Source organism: Methylobacterium sp. WSM2598, assembly GCF_000379105.1.
Lineage (GTDB): Bacteria > Pseudomonadota > Alphaproteobacteria > Rhizobiales > Beijerinckiaceae > Methylobacterium.
This window is the reverse complement of record NZ_KB900609.1, coordinates 5699582-5718102: the sequence shown is the minus strand read 5'-3', so window position 1 is coordinate 5718102 and position 18521 is coordinate 5699582. Positions and strand designations below refer to the sequence as shown.

Here is an 18521-nt window from a genome sequence, read left to right as displayed (position 1 = left end):
CACGGCGGAGTCGAGTGGATCACCGTCAATCGGCGGGTTGGCCGATCTGGGTGCCCTGGGCTTGTTGCCACGGGGCGTCCGCCTGCCCAGGTATGCGGCATCCCCGGTGCGTCGCGAGAGATTGCGGGCAGGCAGGCAGCGGCCGCGCCACCTCCGCGGGATCTCGGCGAAGTTCCGCGACGCCCTGAGGCGAATCGGTCTTGATGAACACGTCGACCTGCTGGCCGACGAAGGCCGGGAAGTCGGAAACCTGCAGCGCGTAGATCACTTGGAGAACCCGCGTGTCGACGCGCTCTGTGCTGGCGCCGGTGAGCGACCGCTTCGGCACCACGTAGGGCTCGATGCGCACGAAGGACAGCGGGGCGGAGATCTTCGGGTTGCCGCGCAGCCGCGCGACGGCCGGGCTGCCCGCGTTGATCCTCCAGCTGTCGGCCTCGTCGACATCGGCGCGGACATGCAGGAGATCCGCGCTTCCCATGATCATGAGCGGGGAGGACAGCGCGCCCGCCTGCGCGTACTCGCCGACGCGGACATTGACCTTGAGGATCTTGCCGTCGATCGGCGCCTTCACGACCGTCCTGTCGAGGTCGACGCGCGCCTGTTCCAGCGCCGCCTTCGACTGGGCGACATTGGCCTCCGCCTCGAGCCGCTTGGCGGTCAGGACCTTGCTCTGCTGCTTCGCTGCGGCGACCGCGGCCTCGGCGGCCGCGACCGCCGCGGCGGCCTTCCCCGCATCCGCGATGGCCGCCTCGTAGCGCTGGCGCGAAACCCAGGACCCGCGGGCGAGCGACGCGTACCGGAGGCGGTCGAGCTCCGCCCGGCTCGATTCAGCCTGAGCGTTCTCGAGTTCCGCCGCCGCCTGCGAGATCTTGTGACGCTGCATCGCGATGTTCAGGTCGGCCGAGCTCAGGAGGGCCTCGGCCGCCGCGAGCGCGCCCTCATGCCGCGCAACAACGGCCCGGACCTCACGATCGTCGACGGAGAAGAGCGGCCGTCCGGCCGTGACCCCGGCGCCGGCCACGACCTCCACGCGGGAGACGACGCCGCCGCGCTCGGTGGCGACCGCGACCACCTCGCTCGCCGGCTCGATGATCCCGGCGGCGGACACCCCCTGGGCGTAGGAGTTGGCCGGCGCCGCGATCACCGGCTCGGTGATCGGCCGGGGATCGTACTTCGCCGAAACGGACCAGGCGGTGAAGCCGAACAGGCCGGCGGCCAGCGCGGGAACGCCGAAGCGGAGCAGGACGGAACTGCCGGTCATGTCACGCCACCTCCGATCCCATCCTCGCCTGCGCGACGCGGGCCGAGCGGATTCGCCCGTCCTCCATGGCCGTGATCCGGTCCGCGAAGGAGTAGATTCGGCTGTCATGGGTGACGACGATGACCGCCCGGTCCTCCGCCAGCGCGGCGGCCTTGAGGAGCTCGAGGACCGATCGACCGGTGTCGGCGTCGAGCGCAGCGGTCGGCTCGTCGCAGACGATCAGCCGGGGCTCGTGGACCAGCGCCCGCGCGATCGCGACCCGCTGCTGCTGCCCGCCCGAGAGCTGATTCGGGGTCTTGCCGACGTGGCCGGCCATTCCGAGGCGGGTCAGAATGGGGATTGCCCGCTCCAGCGCCCGCCTCATCGGCATCCCCGCGGCGACCAGCGGGATCGCCGCGTTCTCGGCGACGGTCAGCGCCGGCAGGAGGTTGTACTGCTGGAAGATGAAGCCGATCGTCCGGCGTCGGAAGGCTGTCCTCTCCCGGTCCCCCATGCGGGTGACCGACGCGCCGCAGATCGCGACCTCCCCGGAGGTCGGGCTCAGGATGCCGGCGATGATCGAGATCAGGGTGGTTTTGCCGCAACCGGACGGACCGACCAGCATCGTGAGTTCACCTGCGGGCAGTTCGAAGTCGATCCCGTGCAGCACCGTGACGAGGTCTTCGCCCGCGGTGAACGTCTTCGTGATGCCGCTGCAGCGCACGATGGCGGAGGCACTGCCCATCGCGCTAGCCCCGGAACACGATCGCGGGATCCACGACAAGCACCCTGCGGATGCTGGCGAGGCTCGCGACGGCGATGATGACGAAGACGGCGCCGGCCGTTCCGGCCGCGACCTCCCAGGGCAGCGCGAAGCCGCGGAAGTCGATCGCCGTGCGCGACAACACCTCGAAGAACACGGCGCAGAACCCGATGCCGATGGCGTAGCCGATGCTCGCCACGACCACGGCCTGGAGCAGGACCATGCGCACGATCGTGAGATTGCCGACACCCATGGCCTTCAGGGCGCCGAAGTGGCGCAGGTTCTCAAGGACGAACAGGTAGTAGGTCTGTCCGACGACGACGGCGCCGACGATGAAGCCGAGGGCCGTCGTGATCCCGAAATTCACCGGAATCCCGGTCCGCTTCATGTAGTATTCGACGGTGGCCCAGGCGAAGTCGCGCCACGTCAGGGCCTTCAGGCCCGTCTCCGCGGCGATCCGCCTGGCGAGCGCGCGCGGATCCTGACCCGCACGGGCGCGGGCGAGCACGAAGGACAATTGCTTGCGGGAGCGCCCGTCGAAGCCGAGCGCGCTGGAATACTTGGTGTGCACGACCGGGAAGGTGGCGAAGGGCGCAGAGGCCTCGGAGATCGCGACGACCACCGCGCGGCGGTCGTTGATCTCGAATTCCTTGCCGAGGGCGAGCGCTTCCCCGGGCCACATGAACTGGTATCCCGCCCGGTCGACGATCACGGCATCCGGCTGCCTGAGATCCTCGACCGCGCCGAGGACCAGGTGCGGTGCGACGCCGACCAGCGTGGCGTCGTCGACGCCGAGCAGGATCACCTGCTGCAGCACCCCCTCCCGCGTGTGCGCGACGGGGAGGCTCTTGTGCAGCGGGACGGCCCAGTCGACCCCCTCCACCCCACGCACGCGGTGCAATTGCATATCCGCCATTCCCTCGACCACGTCGATGTATTCGACGCGCGGATCCATCACCCAGATGTCGGTCTCGCGAACGTCGATGATCTGGCTCGCCGTGCGCAGCATCAGGCCGATGAAGATCGCGACTTGGTTCGACATCAGCATCGTCGAGAAGGCGATACCGAACACGAGCCCAAGATACTTGGCGTGATCCCGGATGAGCATTCTGACGGCCACACCGTTCATCAACCGCTCCTCTGGGGAAAATCTGCCGACTGGGTGCTCGCGGTCCGCTTGTCCGGGATCTCCACCCGCCGTCTCATGCCAAATCCGCCTGATTACTTCGGAATCGCGGATTTGGTCTTCGCGCCAACGCCGCGCGGGGTGGCTGCCACGGCCCGCCAGGGGTCCCCGGCATGGTCGTGCGGGCGTGCTGCCGCCCGAGCGGACGTTCGGCCCGGCTGCCCCCTCCGCTCGGTGACCGGATCTCGCTGAGTTCATGTTCGCCCACGATGAGCTCGCGGGCGAAGCGGTCGCACCGGATCAAGTACTCAGGCCCCAGCGGCTGGGGCCTGGTCGGAAGCAGGCGCGCGATCCTGCACTGGGCCCCGCTGAGCATGTTGGGGAAACGCGTCTGGGAATAGGTGACGATCTGCCCGACCGTGAACCGATGCGGCGTCATGACTGGCTTCCATGTCCCGGGCGGGGAACTCGGGCGCCAATCTCACTCGCATTAGGCGCGGCATCTGTGCGCCACCTCACGGGGAGGCGGCGCAGGTCCATTCCTCGCACGTCACCGCGGAATTCATCGCACGCTCAACTGCCAGCGCCGACGCGTATCCGGCCATCGGCGGCAGGGCGTGCATGATCCAGGCGGAGGGGACCAGCGCCGCCTCCCGCGATGCCAGGAGCGCCGGGGGCGCCTCCGGGCTCACCTCCACGTCGAAGGCGTCCAGCGGAAAGCGCAAACCGTGCCCCAGCGCCTTCACGACGGCCTCCTTCCTCGCCCACGCCGCGAAGAACGACGCGAGCCGGCCGGCCTCCGGGGCGGCCAGGATGTCCCGCTGCTCGCGGGCGGAGAAGGTCGCTCGAACGAGCCCCTCGAGATCTTTGAGCGGGCGCACGGCCTCGACGTCCACGCCGACTTCGCGTCCGACGGTGATGGCGACCACGGCGAGGTCTCCGGAATGCGTCGGATTGAACCGGAACGGCGCCCGATGCGCGGCCGCGAGTCGGGGCTTCCCGAACGGCCCCGCCTCGAACGTCACCGCGCGGGGCGCCACGTCCATGGACGCCGCGAGGACCCGGCGAAGCATCGCGCGACCGAGCGCGAACAGCTCGGCATCCCGTTCGCGGACGAAGCGGGCCTGACGGGCGCGCTCCTCCTCCGACAGCGTTCCCGTCGCCAGCGGCAGCCATCCCGCCGGCTGCCGCCCGACGCGCGCCCGCCAGACCCGGACCTCGTTCGGCGGGAACATCCTCAAGGATCGCTCCGAAGACGGCGGGCCGACGATGAGACGCCGGTTCGATTCATAAGCTGTCGGCGGGATGCTCTCCCGCATGTCCCGTCCCGGCAAGCCCGCGCGGCCAAGGAGCGCGGAATGCTGGCCTCGCCACCGTAGCCGGTTCCTCGCCGCATGGTCAGCCGCAGCAGGCGATCAACTCCGGCTCGAGGGTCTTCTGGAGCGCCGCGATCACCTCGTCCTCCTTCGGGCGAAGGTAGAAGTGATCGCCATCGAACATCCTGACCGCGAAGCCGGCCGTGGTCAGGTCGGCCCAGGCCTCGAGCTGAGCTTGCGCGACCGCCGGATCCCGGGTGCCGCCCATCGCGGTGATCGGAACGGACAGGGCCGCCCGCGGGACGTAGCGGTAGGTCTCGATGGCTTCCAGGTCGGCCCTCAGGACGTTGAGGAAGATCGGCAGCATCTCGGGGTCCTCCAGGATCTCCCTCGGCAGCGCCGCGTAGCGGTCCCGAAGCACCGCGATGAACTGTGCCTCCGGGAGCCGGTGGAGCGACGGGACCGCGCTCGGAAGATGCGGGGCGTGGCGCGCCGACGCGAAGAAGTGGACCGGGAGCCGCGATCCCCGCTCCGCGAGCGCGTGGATCAGCTCGAACCCGACCGCGGCCCCGAGGCTGTGGCCGAAGACGGCGTAGGGCCGGTCGAGCAGAGGCTCGAACACGTCCGCGACGGCCTTGGCCATTGCGGGGACGCTGCGCAGGGGCGCCTCCTTCAGGCGGCTCCACCGCCCCGGCAACTGGACCGCGCAGACCTCGATCTCGGGGGCGATCCTGCGCTGCCAGGTGTTGAACATCTGCGCGGCCCCCCCGGCGTAGTGGAAGCAGACCAGCCTGAGCCGCACGCCTGGCCGGGGAGCCGCGGCGTGAAACCATGTCTTGTCGAGGGTCATGACAGCTCCTCCGCGGCGTCCGCGCCCGTTCCCTCGAGCACCTTGAGCTCGGCCTCGATCAGGGCGCGCAATTCGTCTTCCACCTCGTCGTCCGCGAGTCCCGGCCCGCCGAGGCCCGCTTCGGGCAGGGCACGCACGGCCGGTCGCGGCTCGTCTGCGCCCCGGCGAGGCTCCTGGTCCTCGAACCGCGCCAGGAGGTAGGCCGCGAGCGCGTCCAGGGTCGGGTAGTCGAAGATCACTGTCGGTGGAATCGCGACCGCGTACCCCACCCTGCCCTTGAGCCGGTTCCTGAACTCGACCGCCGCGAGCGAGTCCATGCCCTGTTCGACGAGCCCCGCCCTCGGGTCCACCCGGGCACCCAGAACCTCGGACAGTTCCTCCTGCAGGAACCGGCCGACCGCTTCCGCCCGCTCCGCCAGCGCACTCTCCGCGACGATGTCCGCCAGCGTCCTCGGCGCGGCACTCGATGTGTCCGGCACGTCCGCCTCCGCTTCGTTGAATTCGGCAAGGAAGGTTCCGGCATTCACCCGCTGACTCCCCTTAAGGATCTCCGCCCAGCGGATGTCGAACGCGCCGGCCTGCGCCACCCGGCGCCTCAGCAGGCGGCCGAACACGCGAAGGGCCAGGCCGGAATCCATCAGCGTCCGCGCGGCCGCCCCTGCCCCGGCCGGGCCATGGTCGCCCCGCAGCGCGGCGGCCAGGCCCTTCCCGTCCCAGTTGCCCCAGTTCACCGAGAGGCCCGGCATGCCGAGCCGTGCCCTCTCGTGCATCAGCAGATCGAGGAACGCGTTCGCGGCGGCGTAGTTGGCCTGCCCGGCATTGCCGAGCAGCGAGGCCGCGGACGAGAAGCACGCGAAGAAGTCCAGGGGAACGGCGAGGTCCTGCGTCGCCGCGTGCAGGTTCCACGCGCCGAGGACCTTGGGACGCGCGACCGCCTCGAACTTGTCCCAGTCCTGGCGCTCCAGGGTCGCGTCGGCGAGCGTGCCCGCCGCGTGGACGATGCCACCGAGCGTCCGGGTTCGGACGTGCCGGGTCAGCCAATCCCGCAGACCGTCCGCGTCGGCGACGTCGAGGGCGACCGTCTCGATCCGGGCCCCGGTCCGACTCCGCAGCGCGTCGATCCTGTCGCGGACCTCCGGACCAGGGTCGCTCCGGCCGATCAGGACCAGCGTCCGGGCGCCCTCCTGCTCGGCGAGCCACTGCGCCACGTCGAGGCCCAGCGCCCCGAGGCCGCCCGTCACGAGGTAGCTCTTGCCCGGGTCGCAGAGCGGGCGGTCGGGCGCCGTGCCGAGATCCGCGAGCCTCGTCAGGCGCGGGACGTACCTGACGCCGCCGCGAATCGCCACCTCGCTCTCGGCCGGATCCGCGAGCACCTCCTCCACCCATTCCGCCGATCCCGCCTCGACGTCGATGAGCCGGACGGCGATCTCGGGGCATTCCAGGCGGGCGACGCGCGCGAGCCCGATCAGGGGCGCCTGGGAGACGCTGAGGGGCGCCGCTTCCAGGCCGGTGCCCTGCGCGTTCCGCGTCACGACCAGCAGCCGCGGCCGCTCGGCCGCGCCCGCGCGGCTCCCTTGCGCCCGCGACAGCGCGCGGATCAGCTCCAGGCACGGGCCGTAGCCGCGCCGCGGGTCGAGCAGCGGGGCATCGCCCGCCACGAAGACGACGCTCCTCAGCCCTTGGTCGGCGACGAGGCTGCGGGCTTCCGCCAGGGATTGCGCGACGTGCCAGCCGGCCGCCCGCGGGCCGAGCCGTCCCTCGACGATGCGGCGCGCCTGATCCGCGCCGTCCTCGGCGTAGACCAGGGTCGTCCCGCCGAGGAGCGCCTGCGCCGCGGCGGGGGTTCGCTCCCAGCGGACGCCGTAGGTGAGATCCCGGGCCGTGCCGAGGCTGGCCTCCATCACGGTCAGGCCCCGGATCTCGGCCAGCACCGCACCCGCGTCGTCGAGGATCCACACGTCGCCGGTATAGGACCGTCTGCCCGTTCCGGACTGCGAGACGAGGCGGGCGTAGCTCCACACCGCGCGCGCGTCCCCGAGCGCGCCGAAGCATCGCAGCGCGCCGATCCGGACCGGCAGGATCAGGGTCTCGCCGAGGACGCCCTCGGGCAGGCAGCTCGCGAAGGACTGCATGCCGCAATCCAGGACGGCCGGGTCGAGCACGAACCGCGGGGTCGCCTCGCCGACGGCGTCCGATCCCGGGCCGCGGATCCGCGCGAGCGCCTCGCCATCACCCTTCCAGAGGCCCTCGATGCGCCGCAGCGCGGGCCCGTAGCGAAGGCCCATCCTGTCGAACACGGCGTAGAGATCCGCACTCGGCGCGCTGCGGCACCTCCGCCGCACGTCCTCGATGTCGACCGCATCCGCCCGCGCAGCGGCACCGGGCCCGAAACGGCCGGTCGCGCAGCGGGTCCACGGCCCGTCCTTGAAGTGGATCTCGATCTCGCCGGAGGTCCGGTCCCCCGCCGCGCGCGGGCTGACGACGCATTGCAGCCGGTGGCTCTCTCCCGGACGCAGCATCGCGGGATTCTCGAACGCGACGGCCTCCAGGCCGACCGGCGTGGCCGGGCTCGCCTCGCGGCCAGCCTCGAGCATCATCTCGATGAACCCTGCCGCCGGGAAGACCGGCCCCGTCGCCGCCGACGCGACGACGTGGTCCCTCACGAAGTCGAACGATTCCGCGGCGAGCTCGACCTCGTGCACCGCCTTGTCCGACAGGACCGGGGATTCCAGTCGCGTGCCGAGGAGCGGCCGCGCCGCGGCGACCGTGCCGGACGGCACGGGGTCGCGGCGGCCCGGCCGCGTCTCGATCCAGAAGCGCTTCCTCTGGAAGGGATAGGTCGGAACCCGAACCCTGCGCGGCGCGGCGCCGAAATCGACGCCCCGCCAGCGGACGGGCACGCCGCTCGCGTAGGCTTGGCCGAGCGCGTGCAGGAACGATGCGTCCTCCGTCTCCCTCTCGTCCGCGGCCCCCGGCCGCTTGCTCCCCATCGTCGGCGTCCAGAGATGGCGGGCCGGATCGGGGACGCAGTCCTGGGCGAGGGCGAGCAGCGTCGGCCGCGGGCCGATCTCGACGACGTGCCACTCCTGCGAGTCCCGGACGAGGGCCTGCGCGCCGGCGCCGAACAAGACAGGCTGCCGGAGCTGGTCCGTCCAGTATCGCGCCGTGCGGATCTCGTCGGCGGCCTCCGCGCCGGTCAGGCTCGAGACGAAGCGGATCTGCGGCGGCGCGAACGCCACCTCGGATGCCCGTTCCTCGAAGGGCTGCAGGATCGGATCCATCAGCGGCGAGTGGAAGGCCCGCGTGACCTGCAGCGGCTTGACCGGGACGCCCTGCGCCTCGAAGTGCCGCGCCACCTCGCGGACGCCCGCCGCCTCACCGGACACCACGATGCTCCGCGGCCCGTTGACCGCCGCCACGCCGACCCTGCCGGCGTGGCGCGCGACGACCTCGTGCACCGCATCGGACGGGGCCGCGATCGCCACCATCGCACCCGGCTCCGTCCCGCGCTGCATCAGGCGTCCGCGGTCGGCGATCAGAAGCAGCCCGTCCTCCCAGCCGAGCACGCCGGCCGTCACGGCCGCGGCGAACTCCCCGACGCTGTGACCCAGGACGGCAGCCGGGCTCACGCCGCAGGATTTCCAGAGTTCGACCAGCCCGTATTGCAGCGAGAACAGGGCGGCTTGCGTGTACTCCGTCTGGTGCAGGCGCTCCTCGCCGCCGTCCGGGCCGCCTCCCCACATGACGTCGAGCAGGTCCACGCTGCGCTCCCGGCGCAGCAGCGCCGCGCAGCGATCCATCGCGTCCCTGAACACCGGGAAGGTCTGGTAGAGCTGCCGCCCCATCCCGAGATACTGCGAGCCCTGTCCGGTGAAGAGGAATGCGATCCGCTTCGGCTCGGCGGGCGGGGCCGGCTCCCCGGCGGCGAGCGCCACGAGCTTCCGGCTCATCTCCTCCCGGGTGCGGGCCACGATCGCCGCCCGCCAGGGGAACTGGGCCCGGCCCGTGTTGGCGCTCCAGCAGAAGTCGAGGAGCGAGCCCGCTTCGGCCCGGTCGAGGGCCTCCGCGTAGCGGGCGGCCTGCTGACGCAGCGCCGCCCCGCTCTGGGCCGACACGCCGAGGAGGCAGGCCGCCCCCGCCGGCGGCTCCGCCTCGCCGACGGCCGTCCTCTCGCGGGCCGTCGCGGCGGGTCCCTCTTCGAGGACCACGTGGACGTTCGTGCCCTGCAGGGCGAAGCCGCTGACGCCCGCGATCCTGCGCTTCGCGGTCCCCGTCTCCGGGGCGTCGTCCCGCTTCCAGGCGAGCGGCGCGACCAGCACCTGCGCGGGAATCTCGTCGAGCGCGATGTTCGGGTTGACCCGCTCCACGGGGAGTTGAGGCACCAGCAGCTCGTTGTCGAGCGACAGCGCCACCTTGATGATGCTGGCGATCCCGGCCGCGGCTTCGAGATGGCCGAGATTCGTCTTCACGGATCCGAGAAGCAGCGGCCTGCTCCGGTCTCCCCCCAGCGCGGCGCCGAGGGCGCGGACCTCGATCGGATCGCCCAGGGGCGTGCCGGTCCCGTGGGCCTCCACGTAGTCGACCTCGTTGGGTTGGACGCCCGCGACGCGCAGGGCATTGCGGATCAGGGCCTCCTGGGCCGAGCCGTTCGGGACCGTGAGCCCGCTGCTCGCCCCGTCGTGGTTCACCGCGGAGCCGCGGATGACCGCGTAGATCCTGTCGCCGTTCGCGAGCGCGTCCCGCACCCGCTTCAGGATCACGACGCCGCAGCCCTCGCCCCGGACGAAGCCGTCCGCCGCCTCGTCGAAGGCCCGGCACTGGCCGGCCCGCGACAGCGCCCGCGCTCGCGACAGCAGGATGGTGTTGTCCGGCGCCAGCATGAGGTTCACGCCGCCCGCCACCGCCAGCGTGCACTCGCCGCGCCTCAGGCTCTGCGCGGCCTGATGCAGGGCGACGAGCGAGGAGGAGCACGCCGTGTCGAGCGTCAGGCAGGGCCCCTGCAGGCCGAGGAAGTGCGAGATCCGTCCCGCGGCGAAGCTCGCGCTGCTGCCGGTGCCGGCGTAGAGGCCGCCGCCGGTGACCCCTGCGCGCTGCACCAGGAGCGCGTAGTCCGAGTAGGAGAGCCCCACGAACACACCGGTCGAAGTTCCCCGCAGCTCCGTCGGGACGATTCCCCCATCCTCCAGGGCCTCCCAGGTGACCTCGAGCATGAGGCGCTGCTGCGGATCGAGGAGCCGCGCCTCGCCCGGCACGATCCTGAAGAAGCCCGCATCGAAGGAATCGATCGGCTCCTGGAGGAACCCGCCCGTGCGCGCGTACGTCCTGCCCTCCGCGTCCGGATCGGGGTCGTACACGGCGTCGTTGTCCCAGCGCTCGCGGGGCACCGGCACGATGCCGCAGCGCTGCTCGCTCAGCAGGGACCAGTAGGCCTGCGGATCGGAGGCCCCGCCCGGGAACCGGCAGCCCAGGCCGACGATGGCGACCGCGTCCTCGTCCGGCGCGGCGGCTCGCGCCGGCTCGGCCGGAGCGGCCGCGGGGGCCGCGGGGGCGCCGCCGCGCCGGGCCAGCTCGGCATCCAGGTACTCCGACAGGGCCTCGATGTTGGGATGGTCGAAGGCCAGGGAGGCGGCGATTCGCGCGTGCTCGCCGAACTGCTTCTTCAGCCGGTTGCGCAGCTGCACGGTCATCAGGGAGTCCATCCCGAGTTCGGAGAACCCGATCCGCGGATCCAGGGACTCGTCCCGGCCGCGGCCGAGGATCTGCGCCACCTCGGTCTGGACGACCTGCGCCAGCACGGCCCGCCGCTCGGATGCGGGCAGCCCGAGGACGCGTTGAACGACGTCGCCCTTCGGCTGCGCGCCCCGCGCGGGCGTCCTGCGATAGGCTTCGAGGAAGCGCGGCACCCCCGCCTCGCCGTGGAGCGTGCGCAGGAAGCGCGGCCAGTCCACCGCCAGCGCCCCCACCTGCCGCGCCTCGCCGTCGCGCAGGATCGCCTCCAGGAGCGCCATTCCCTCCTCGGGGTCGAGGGCGATGATCCCGGCCTCCCTGAGAGACCCTTCGGCGAGGTCAGCGACGCGGCCGATCCGGGCCCAGACGCCCCAGTTGATGCCGATCGTCCGCAGGCCCAACCCGCTGCGGTGATGCGCCAGGGCGTCCAGGAAGGCGTTGACCGCCGCGTAGTTCGACTGGCCGGCGAAGCCGAACAGCGACGAGGCCGAGGAGAACAGCACCATGAGCCCGAGGGGCTGGCGCAGCCTCAGGCTCGCCCGGTGCAGGTTCCAGGCCCCGAATACCTTGGCGGGAAGGAGGTCCGCGTAGTCGTCCCAGGTCTGGTCCGCCAGCGCGGCGTCCCGAAGGCTGCCGGCGGCGTGGATCACGCCTCCGAGCGGCGGGATCGCGCCGGAATCCAGCTCCGCGAAGAGCTCCTCGACCTCGCCGAGGTTCGCGAGATCCGTCATGCGCACGAGCACCTGCACGCCCTGCGCCCGCCACGCCTCGATCTCCTGCGACACCGCGGGCGAGGGCGCCCGGCGTCCGACGAGGACGAGGCTCCGCACCACCTTCTCGGCGATCAGCCAGCGCGCGGTCTCGACGCCCAGCCCGCCGAAGGCCCCGGCGATCAGGTAGGTCTTGGCAGCGTCGATGTCCGCCGCCGGCGCGGTCCCGCCCGCCGCCTTGGCGGTCAGCCGGGCGACGAGCCTCGTGCCGCCCGCGTAGCGGACCTGCCGGTCGTCGCGCGCATCCGAGGCGATCTCGTCGAAGAGCGGGGACGGATCCTCCCCGAGGTCGATGGCGACGCAGTCGAGCGCCGGGTGCTCGATCTGGATCACCTTCGCCAGACCCCACAGGGGCGCCTGCGAGAGGGCCGGCGCCGCGCCCGGGGCGTCGGCGTGGACGCCCCGGGTCACCACGTAGAGCGGCCGCTCCCGTCCGGTCCGGACGAGTTCCTGGGCGACGGCGAGCAGGGACGCGTAGCCGAGGCGCTGATCGGCGGCGAGGGCGTCGGGCGTGGGATTGCGCGAGAAGGACTCGTCCAGCCCCCAGAGGAACACCACCTTGTCGAAGGCGAGCGCCCCTGCGCCGAGGCGCTCGCGCACGACCGACGCGCAGGCGTCGGCATCCAGGTCGCCGGACGCGGCGGACAGGGCCGTGCACGCGTGTGCGACCTCGACGAGCGTGATGCCGGCGCCCTCGCAGCGGGCGCGCAGGCTCTCTGCCACCCCGCCCCGATCCGCGAAGACGAGCCAGGTCTGCCCGGAGGACGGGGTCGATGCCGGACGCGCCGCCTCCTGCGGCACCCAGGTCACCTCGTGCTGCAAGCCGTGCAGGGACCGGCCGAGCATCCGCCGCAGCTGCCCCTGCGCCACGAGCGAGACCGTGAGCCCCTGGACCGACGCGATGGTCCGCCCGTCCGCATCCAGGATCGTGACGTCACCGGAATACCGGGTCTCGGACTGCTCGCGCAGGACCGCGTGGCTGAGGAGTCTCCCGGCCGGGAGGGTCCCGGTCCACGCCACGCTGTCGATCTGGACGGGAAGTCCGACGCGGGCGGCATCGCCGTCCTTCGCGCCGTCGACGCACTGGGACAGGACCTGGATGCACGCGTCGAGGATCGCGGGGTGGAGGATGTAGGCCGGGCGGGGGCCCGCCGCGAGCTCCTCCGGCCAGACCACCTCGCCGAGCGCTTCGCGCCGGCCCCTGAGCACCCGGGTCACGCCGCGGAAGCCGGGCCCGTACGCGATCCCCTGCGCCGCGAAGGTCGCGAAGCAGTGGTCCGCCGTCAGAACCTCCGGGCACCGCGCGCGCAGGGCATCCGGAGCCGCGGCCGCCGCGGCGGGCTCGGCCCCGAGGATCTCGATCCGGCCGCTCGCGTGGGAGGTCCAGGGCGCGGTGAGCTCCCCCTCGCAGCCGAGGACCGCGAACTCCGCCTCGACGCCGGGCGCCGGCCCCGCGGTCAGGACGCACTGGAGCCGGTAGCGCTTGGCGGGATCCAGCACGAGCGGGGTCGCGAAGTGAACGTCCCGCAGCACGCAGGCCGCCCCCTTCCCCCAGCGGACCGTCACCGCCTCCGCGACCAGTTCCAGGAACCCCGCCGCTGGGAACACGATGCGCCCCAGCACCGCATGGTCCGCGAGGAAGGCGAACCGGGTGGTGTCGATCTCGGCCTCGCACGTGACCTCGCCCGGACGGGATGCGCTCGCGAGGGTCTTGCCGATCCAGGGGTGGGCCCCGGTCTCGCGGTCACCCGCCGGAGCGGCCCGGGAGCCCGACGACACGTCGTTCCAGTAGCTCTTGCGATCGAACGGATAGGTCGGCAGCGAGAGCTTCCTGCGATGCGGGTAATCCCGGTCGAAGCCCTGGAAGTCAACGTCGTGGCCGCGCACGTAGAGCGCGCCGAGGCTCGCCAGCATCTCCTCCCACTCGTCCGCGTCGCGTCTGGCGGAGGGCAGCCAGGCGGTGTCGTCGTCGACCTCCGGGAAGCAGTCCTGGCCCATGCCGAGCAGCACCGGATGCGGCCCGACCTCGAGGAACCGGGTGTAGCCGAGGCGGCGCAGCGTCTGCATGCCGTCGTGGAAGCGGACCGGCTGGCGGATGTGGCGCGTCCAGTAGCCCGAATCGCACACGATCTCGGCCGAGGCCTCGCCGCCCGTCAGGTTCGAGATCAGCTGCAGGCTCGGCCGGCCGTAAGCGACGAGGTCCGCCACCTCCTCGAACGCTTCGAGGATCGGTTCCATCAGAGGCGAGTGCGAGGCGTTCGACACCGCGAGGAGCTTCGCCTTGATGCCCCTCCCCTGGAATTCTTCCACGAGGCGCCGCACCGCCGCCCTCTCGCCCGAGACGACGGTGTTCTGCGGGCCGTTGAGCGCGGCGATGGACACCCGGCCCGCGACAGTCGACAGGGCTTCGGACGCAGCACGCTCGCCGACGGCCAGGGAGGCCATCGCTCCCTCGCCCTGCGACCGCTCGACCTCGTGCATGAGGAGGCCCCGCCGGCAGATCAGCCGCAGGGCGTCCTCGAGGGAGAACACTTCCGCCACCGCCGCCGCCGCGTACTCGCCCAGGCTGTGCCCCATGACGGCGGCGGGCTCGATCCCGAAGCTCCGCCAGAGCGCCGTCATCGCCCACTCGTAGGCGAAGAGCGCCGGCTGCATGTAGTCCATGCGGTCGAGCAGATCGGTCCTGTCCCCGAACATCACGGAGAGCAGCGGCACCTCGCGGTAGGCGCTCACGATCTCGGCGCATCGGTCCAGGGCCCGACGGAAGGTGGGCTGGGTGGCGTAGAGGCGCCGGCCCATCCCGGGATACTGCGCGCCCCCGCCCGAGAACAGGAAGACGACGCCCGTCGCGCGGGCCGGCGCCGGCTGGACGGGGATCGTCACCCCGGCGGGAACCGTCTCGAAGTCCGACTCGACCAGGGTCCTCAGCCGGCCCCGCACGTCGTCGACCGACGCGCCGGTCACGGCCATGCGAAGGTCGAAATGGGCTCGGCCGAGATTCGCGGTGTGGCAGATGTCGGCCAGCGACGGCGCCCAGCGCATGGCGAGGTAGCGGCGCGCCAGATCCCGGAGCGCGCCCTCTGATTTCGCCGACAGCGCCAAGAGGTGAAGCGGCCGGTCGGCCTCCGGCGGCTCGGGGAGGACCGCCTCGGGTGCCTCTTCGAGCACCACGTGCGCGTTGGTGCCCTGCAGGGCGAACCCGCTGATGCCGGCGGCGCGCCTGCGCTCCCCTCTCCTCCACGCCAGCGGCTGCGCGGGCACCTGGGCCGGGATGCGGTCGAGCGCGAGGGACGGGTTGAGCGTCGCGAGGTTCAGGTTCCGGGGGATCAGTTCGTTCTGCAGCGCCAGCGCAACCTTCATCACGCTGGCAACCCCGGCCGCCGATTCCAGGTGGCCGAGATTCGTCTTCACGGAGCCGATCGTCAGGGGCTCGGCCCGGGATCCCGAGAACACCGCGCCGAGGGCGCGCGCCTCGATCGCGTCGCCGACGGGCGTTCCGGTGCCGTGTGCCTCGACGTAGTCGATGTCGGCGGGGCGCAGCGAGGCGGCCTCGAGGGCCTGCCGGATCAGCGCCTCCTGGGCCAGCGCGTTCGGCACGGTCAGGCCCTGGCTCGCCCCGTCCTGGTTGACGGCCGAGCCGCGGACGACTGCGACGATGCGGTCCTGTCGCGCGAGCGCGTCGGCGAGGCGCCTCAGGACCAGGACGCCGCATCCCTCGCTTCGCACGTAGCCGTCGGCCGCCGCGTCGAAGGTCTTGCAGCGGCCGTCCTTCGCGAGCGCCCTCATCTTGGAGAGCATGTCCGTGAAGTGCGGCGTCAGGATCAGGTTGACGCCGCATGCGAGCGCCATCTCGCATTCCCGGCTTCGGAGAGCGAGGCAGGCTTGGTGTATGGCCACCAGCGACGACGAGCAGGCCGTGTCGATGGCGACCGACGGCCCCTGGAGACCCAGGACGTAAGACACCCGCCCGGCGGCAGCGCTGAAGACGCCCCCGAGCCCGACGTAGAGGCCGCCCTCCTGGATCGCGTGCGGGTTGAGCTGGAGGTGGAGATACTCCGGGTAGGAGATTCCCACGAAGACGCCGGCGCGGCTTCCGCGCAGGCGCGTCGGGTCCTCTCCCGCATTCTCGATGGCCTCCCAGCTGACCTCGAGCAGGAGCCGCTGCTGCGGGTCCAGGAAGCGGGCCTCATCGGGCGGAATGTTGAAGAACCCAGCGTCGAACCGGTCGATCGGCTCCTGCAGGAAGCCGCCCCACTTGGCGTAGGTCTTGCCGAGCCCGGACGGATCCTCGTCGTAGATCTCGGCGGCGTCCCACCTTTCCTTGGGAACCTCGACCACGGCGTCCCTGCCCTCCTTCAGGAGGTTCCAGTAGGAGGCCGGGTCGCCGGCGCCGCCCGGGAAGCGGCACGCCATGCCCACGATTGCGATCGGTTCATTCATGTCAACCGCGCCTCATCTCGGTCCGGGCGGAGCCCACGCACTCAGGCCGCCGCGATCGCGTCCAACAGGTGCTGGGACAGTTCCTCGACCGTGGGGAATTCGAACGCCACGGTGGCCGACAGTTCGATCGTGTCGCCCAGCGCCTCGCTCAGCCGCTGCCGCAGCTGGATGGCCTGCAGCGACTTCAGGCCCATGTCGCGAAAGCCGACGCCCCTGGCGCCGACCGGGGCGGCCCGCGCGGGCCTGTCGCGCCCGTTCAGGACCTCCGCGAGTTCCGCTTCCAGGAACTCGCGGACGATCCGCTTCCTGTCGTAGGGTCCGGCCGCGTCCCGGACCCGCTCCACGATCGACCCGGTGCACGCGCGCGCCGCGCCCTTCCGCGCCATCTCCCGCAGCACCGACTTCTTGATCTTGCCGCTCGCGGTCAGCGGGAAGGTCTCGACGAAGACCACGTCGCGGGGGATCTTATAGTCGGCGATCCGATCCCGGCAGAACGCTGCCACGTCCTCGCCCGTGAGGTCGTGGCCGGCACGGACCTTGACGTAGGCGCGGCAGCGCTCGCCGAGCACCTCGTCCGGCACTCCGACGATCGCGACCTGCTCGACGGCCGGATGCTCGTAGAGGTAATTCTCGATGTCGGACGGGAAGATCGCCATCCCGCCCTGCTTGATCAGGTCCTTCTTGCGGCCGACGATCCGGACGTAGCCCTCGGCGTCGAGGGTGGCGAGGTCGCCAGTGTAGAGCCAGCCGTCGGCGTCGATGATCTCCGCGGTCTGGCGCGGGTCCTTGTAGTAGCCCTTCATCACGGCGTAGCCGCGGCAGGCGAGTTCTCCGGTGGTTCCGAGGGGCACGGGCCTGCGCGTCTCGTCGACCACCCGCAGTTCGATCCCGGGCAGCGCCCGGCCCACCGTCTCGGCCCGGATGGCCGGCGGGTCGTCGAACCGCGTGACCGTCAGCGCGGGCGAGGTCTCGGTCAGGCCGTAGCTGACCGCCACGTTGCAGTGCATCCGGTGCATGATGTCCTTGACCACCTCGACCGGGCACGGCGCCGCGGCGATCATGCCGGTGCGAAGGCTCGTCAGGTCGAACGCGTCGAAGCGCGGCGCATTCAGCTCCAGCACGAACATCGTGGGCGTTCCGTAGAGAACGGTGCACCGCTCCTCCTCGATGGTCGCGAGCACCTCCTCGGCGTCGAACCTGTCCAGGATCACCATCGCGGCGCCGGCCGCGACCGCGCAGGCGATGCCCACGACCGCGCCGAAGACGTGGAAGAACGGCACCACCAGCAGAAGCGAGTCCCGGTTCGTGATCTCCAGGGCGCGATTCTCGTTCATCGCGGTCCAGATCATGTTCTGGTGCGATAGCATCACGCCCTTGGGGGCTCCGGTCGTGCCGGACGTGTAGAGGATCATCGCGACGCGATCCGGGTCCGCCGCCGCCCGTTCGCCGCGCGGCCCCGACAGCAGCGCCTCGTAGGGGATCCAGCCCGGGCCTGCTTCCGCCGCCTCTCCGGCCGCGGGCACGACGACGGCGTGCCGGATCCGGGGCAGCTTGGGCCTGAGATCGTCGATCAGCCGGACGTAGTCGGCGCCGTCGAACCTGTCGGGCACGACGAGCACGGTGATCTCCGCGTGCCCGATCACGTATTCGAGCTCGAGGCTGCGGAGCTGCACGCTCAGCGGCACGATCACGGCGCCGATCCAGGATGCGGCGAAGTACACTTCGAGGAACTCCGGCCAGTTCGGCAGCATCATGCCGACATGGTCGCCGGGCTTGACGCCGATCCCGAGCAACCCTCCGGCGAGACGCCGCGCCCTCTCGAACAGCTGACCGTAACTCATCCTCCGGTCCCGGAACACCACCGCCGGCGCATCGGGGGTCGTATCGGCGGCGATCTGCAGGAGGTCCGGCAACGTCACCTTCGCGTATTCCATGGAACCAGTCTCCTGCCCGTACAGAGCGAGTGCGTCCGGCGCGTGCGGCGCGGGTGGGCAGCGCGCGGCGCGGCGCGTCTGCGCACGATCGTCATGGTGAGAAGAAGTCTAGTGCCTGCCAGCGGGCCGCTCGGTGCCGGACGTCACACGAGGACCATGCGTGCCAAATCCGCTCGATTGCTTCGGAAGGGCGGATTTGGTCTTCGCTCGACCGTGCGGAGCGTAGCTCCGCCGCGGGCTGGCGGGGGCGGGCTCCGCTTCGTTCGAGCGGAGCCCGCATCACCCGTCGATCCGATGCCGCCCATCACGCGCTCGCCGAGGTCAGCGAGCGCGTCGATGGGCAGGCGCGGGGAGC

At 71.6% G+C, this 18521-nt stretch carries 7 protein-coding genes; all 7 read right to left on the bottom strand.

The genetic code is table 11. The features are described 5' to 3' along the window. Window positions 1-25: 25 nt before the first annotated feature. Complete coding sequence (locus tag MET2598_RS0126760; protein ID WP_236728817.1) at window positions 26-1144, bottom strand: HlyD family secretion protein; 1119 nt, start codon at window positions 1142-1144, stop codon at window positions 26-28. 118 nt (window positions 1145-1262) lie between these two features. After that, the gene (locus MET2598_RS0126755; RefSeq protein WP_018262953.1) at window positions 1263-1985 is read right to left on the bottom strand and encodes an ABC transporter ATP-binding protein; all 723 of its coding nucleotides are present in this window, start codon (window positions 1983-1985) and stop codon (window positions 1263-1265) included. A 4-nt stretch (window positions 1986-1989) separates the two neighbouring features. Further along, a complete protein-coding gene (locus MET2598_RS0126750; RefSeq protein ID WP_012330164.1) occupies window positions 1990-3132 on the bottom strand; it encodes an ABC transporter permease in 1143 nt (380 codons plus the stop codon). Between the two features lie 512 nt (window positions 3133-3644). Continuing rightward, window positions 3645-4364: a 4'-phosphopantetheinyl transferase family protein gene (locus MET2598_RS0126745; RefSeq protein ID WP_012330165.1), complete on the bottom strand. Its 720-nt coding sequence runs from the start codon at window positions 4362-4364 to the stop codon at window positions 3645-3647. Between the two features lie 163 nt (window positions 4365-4527). Then, window positions 4528-5295 carry a thioesterase II family protein gene (locus MET2598_RS0126740; RefSeq protein WP_012330166.1) on the bottom strand — a complete coding sequence of 256 codons (768 nt, stop codon included), beginning with the start codon at window positions 5293-5295 and terminating at the stop codon, window positions 4528-4530. Continuing rightward, window positions 5292-16232, bottom strand: a complete 10941-nt coding sequence (locus MET2598_RS0126735; RefSeq protein WP_018262951.1) for a type I polyketide synthase — start codon at window positions 16230-16232, stop codon at window positions 5292-5294. Before MET2598_RS0126735 ends, MET2598_RS0126740 begins: the two co-directional genes overlap by 4 nt. A gap of 41 nt (window positions 16233-16273) precedes the next feature. Then, window positions 16274-18166, bottom strand: coding sequence for a long-chain-fatty-acid--CoA ligase (locus MET2598_RS0126730; protein WP_018262950.1), 1893 nt, complete (start codon window positions 18164-18166; stop codon window positions 16274-16276). Window positions 18167-18521 lie beyond the last annotated feature (355 nt).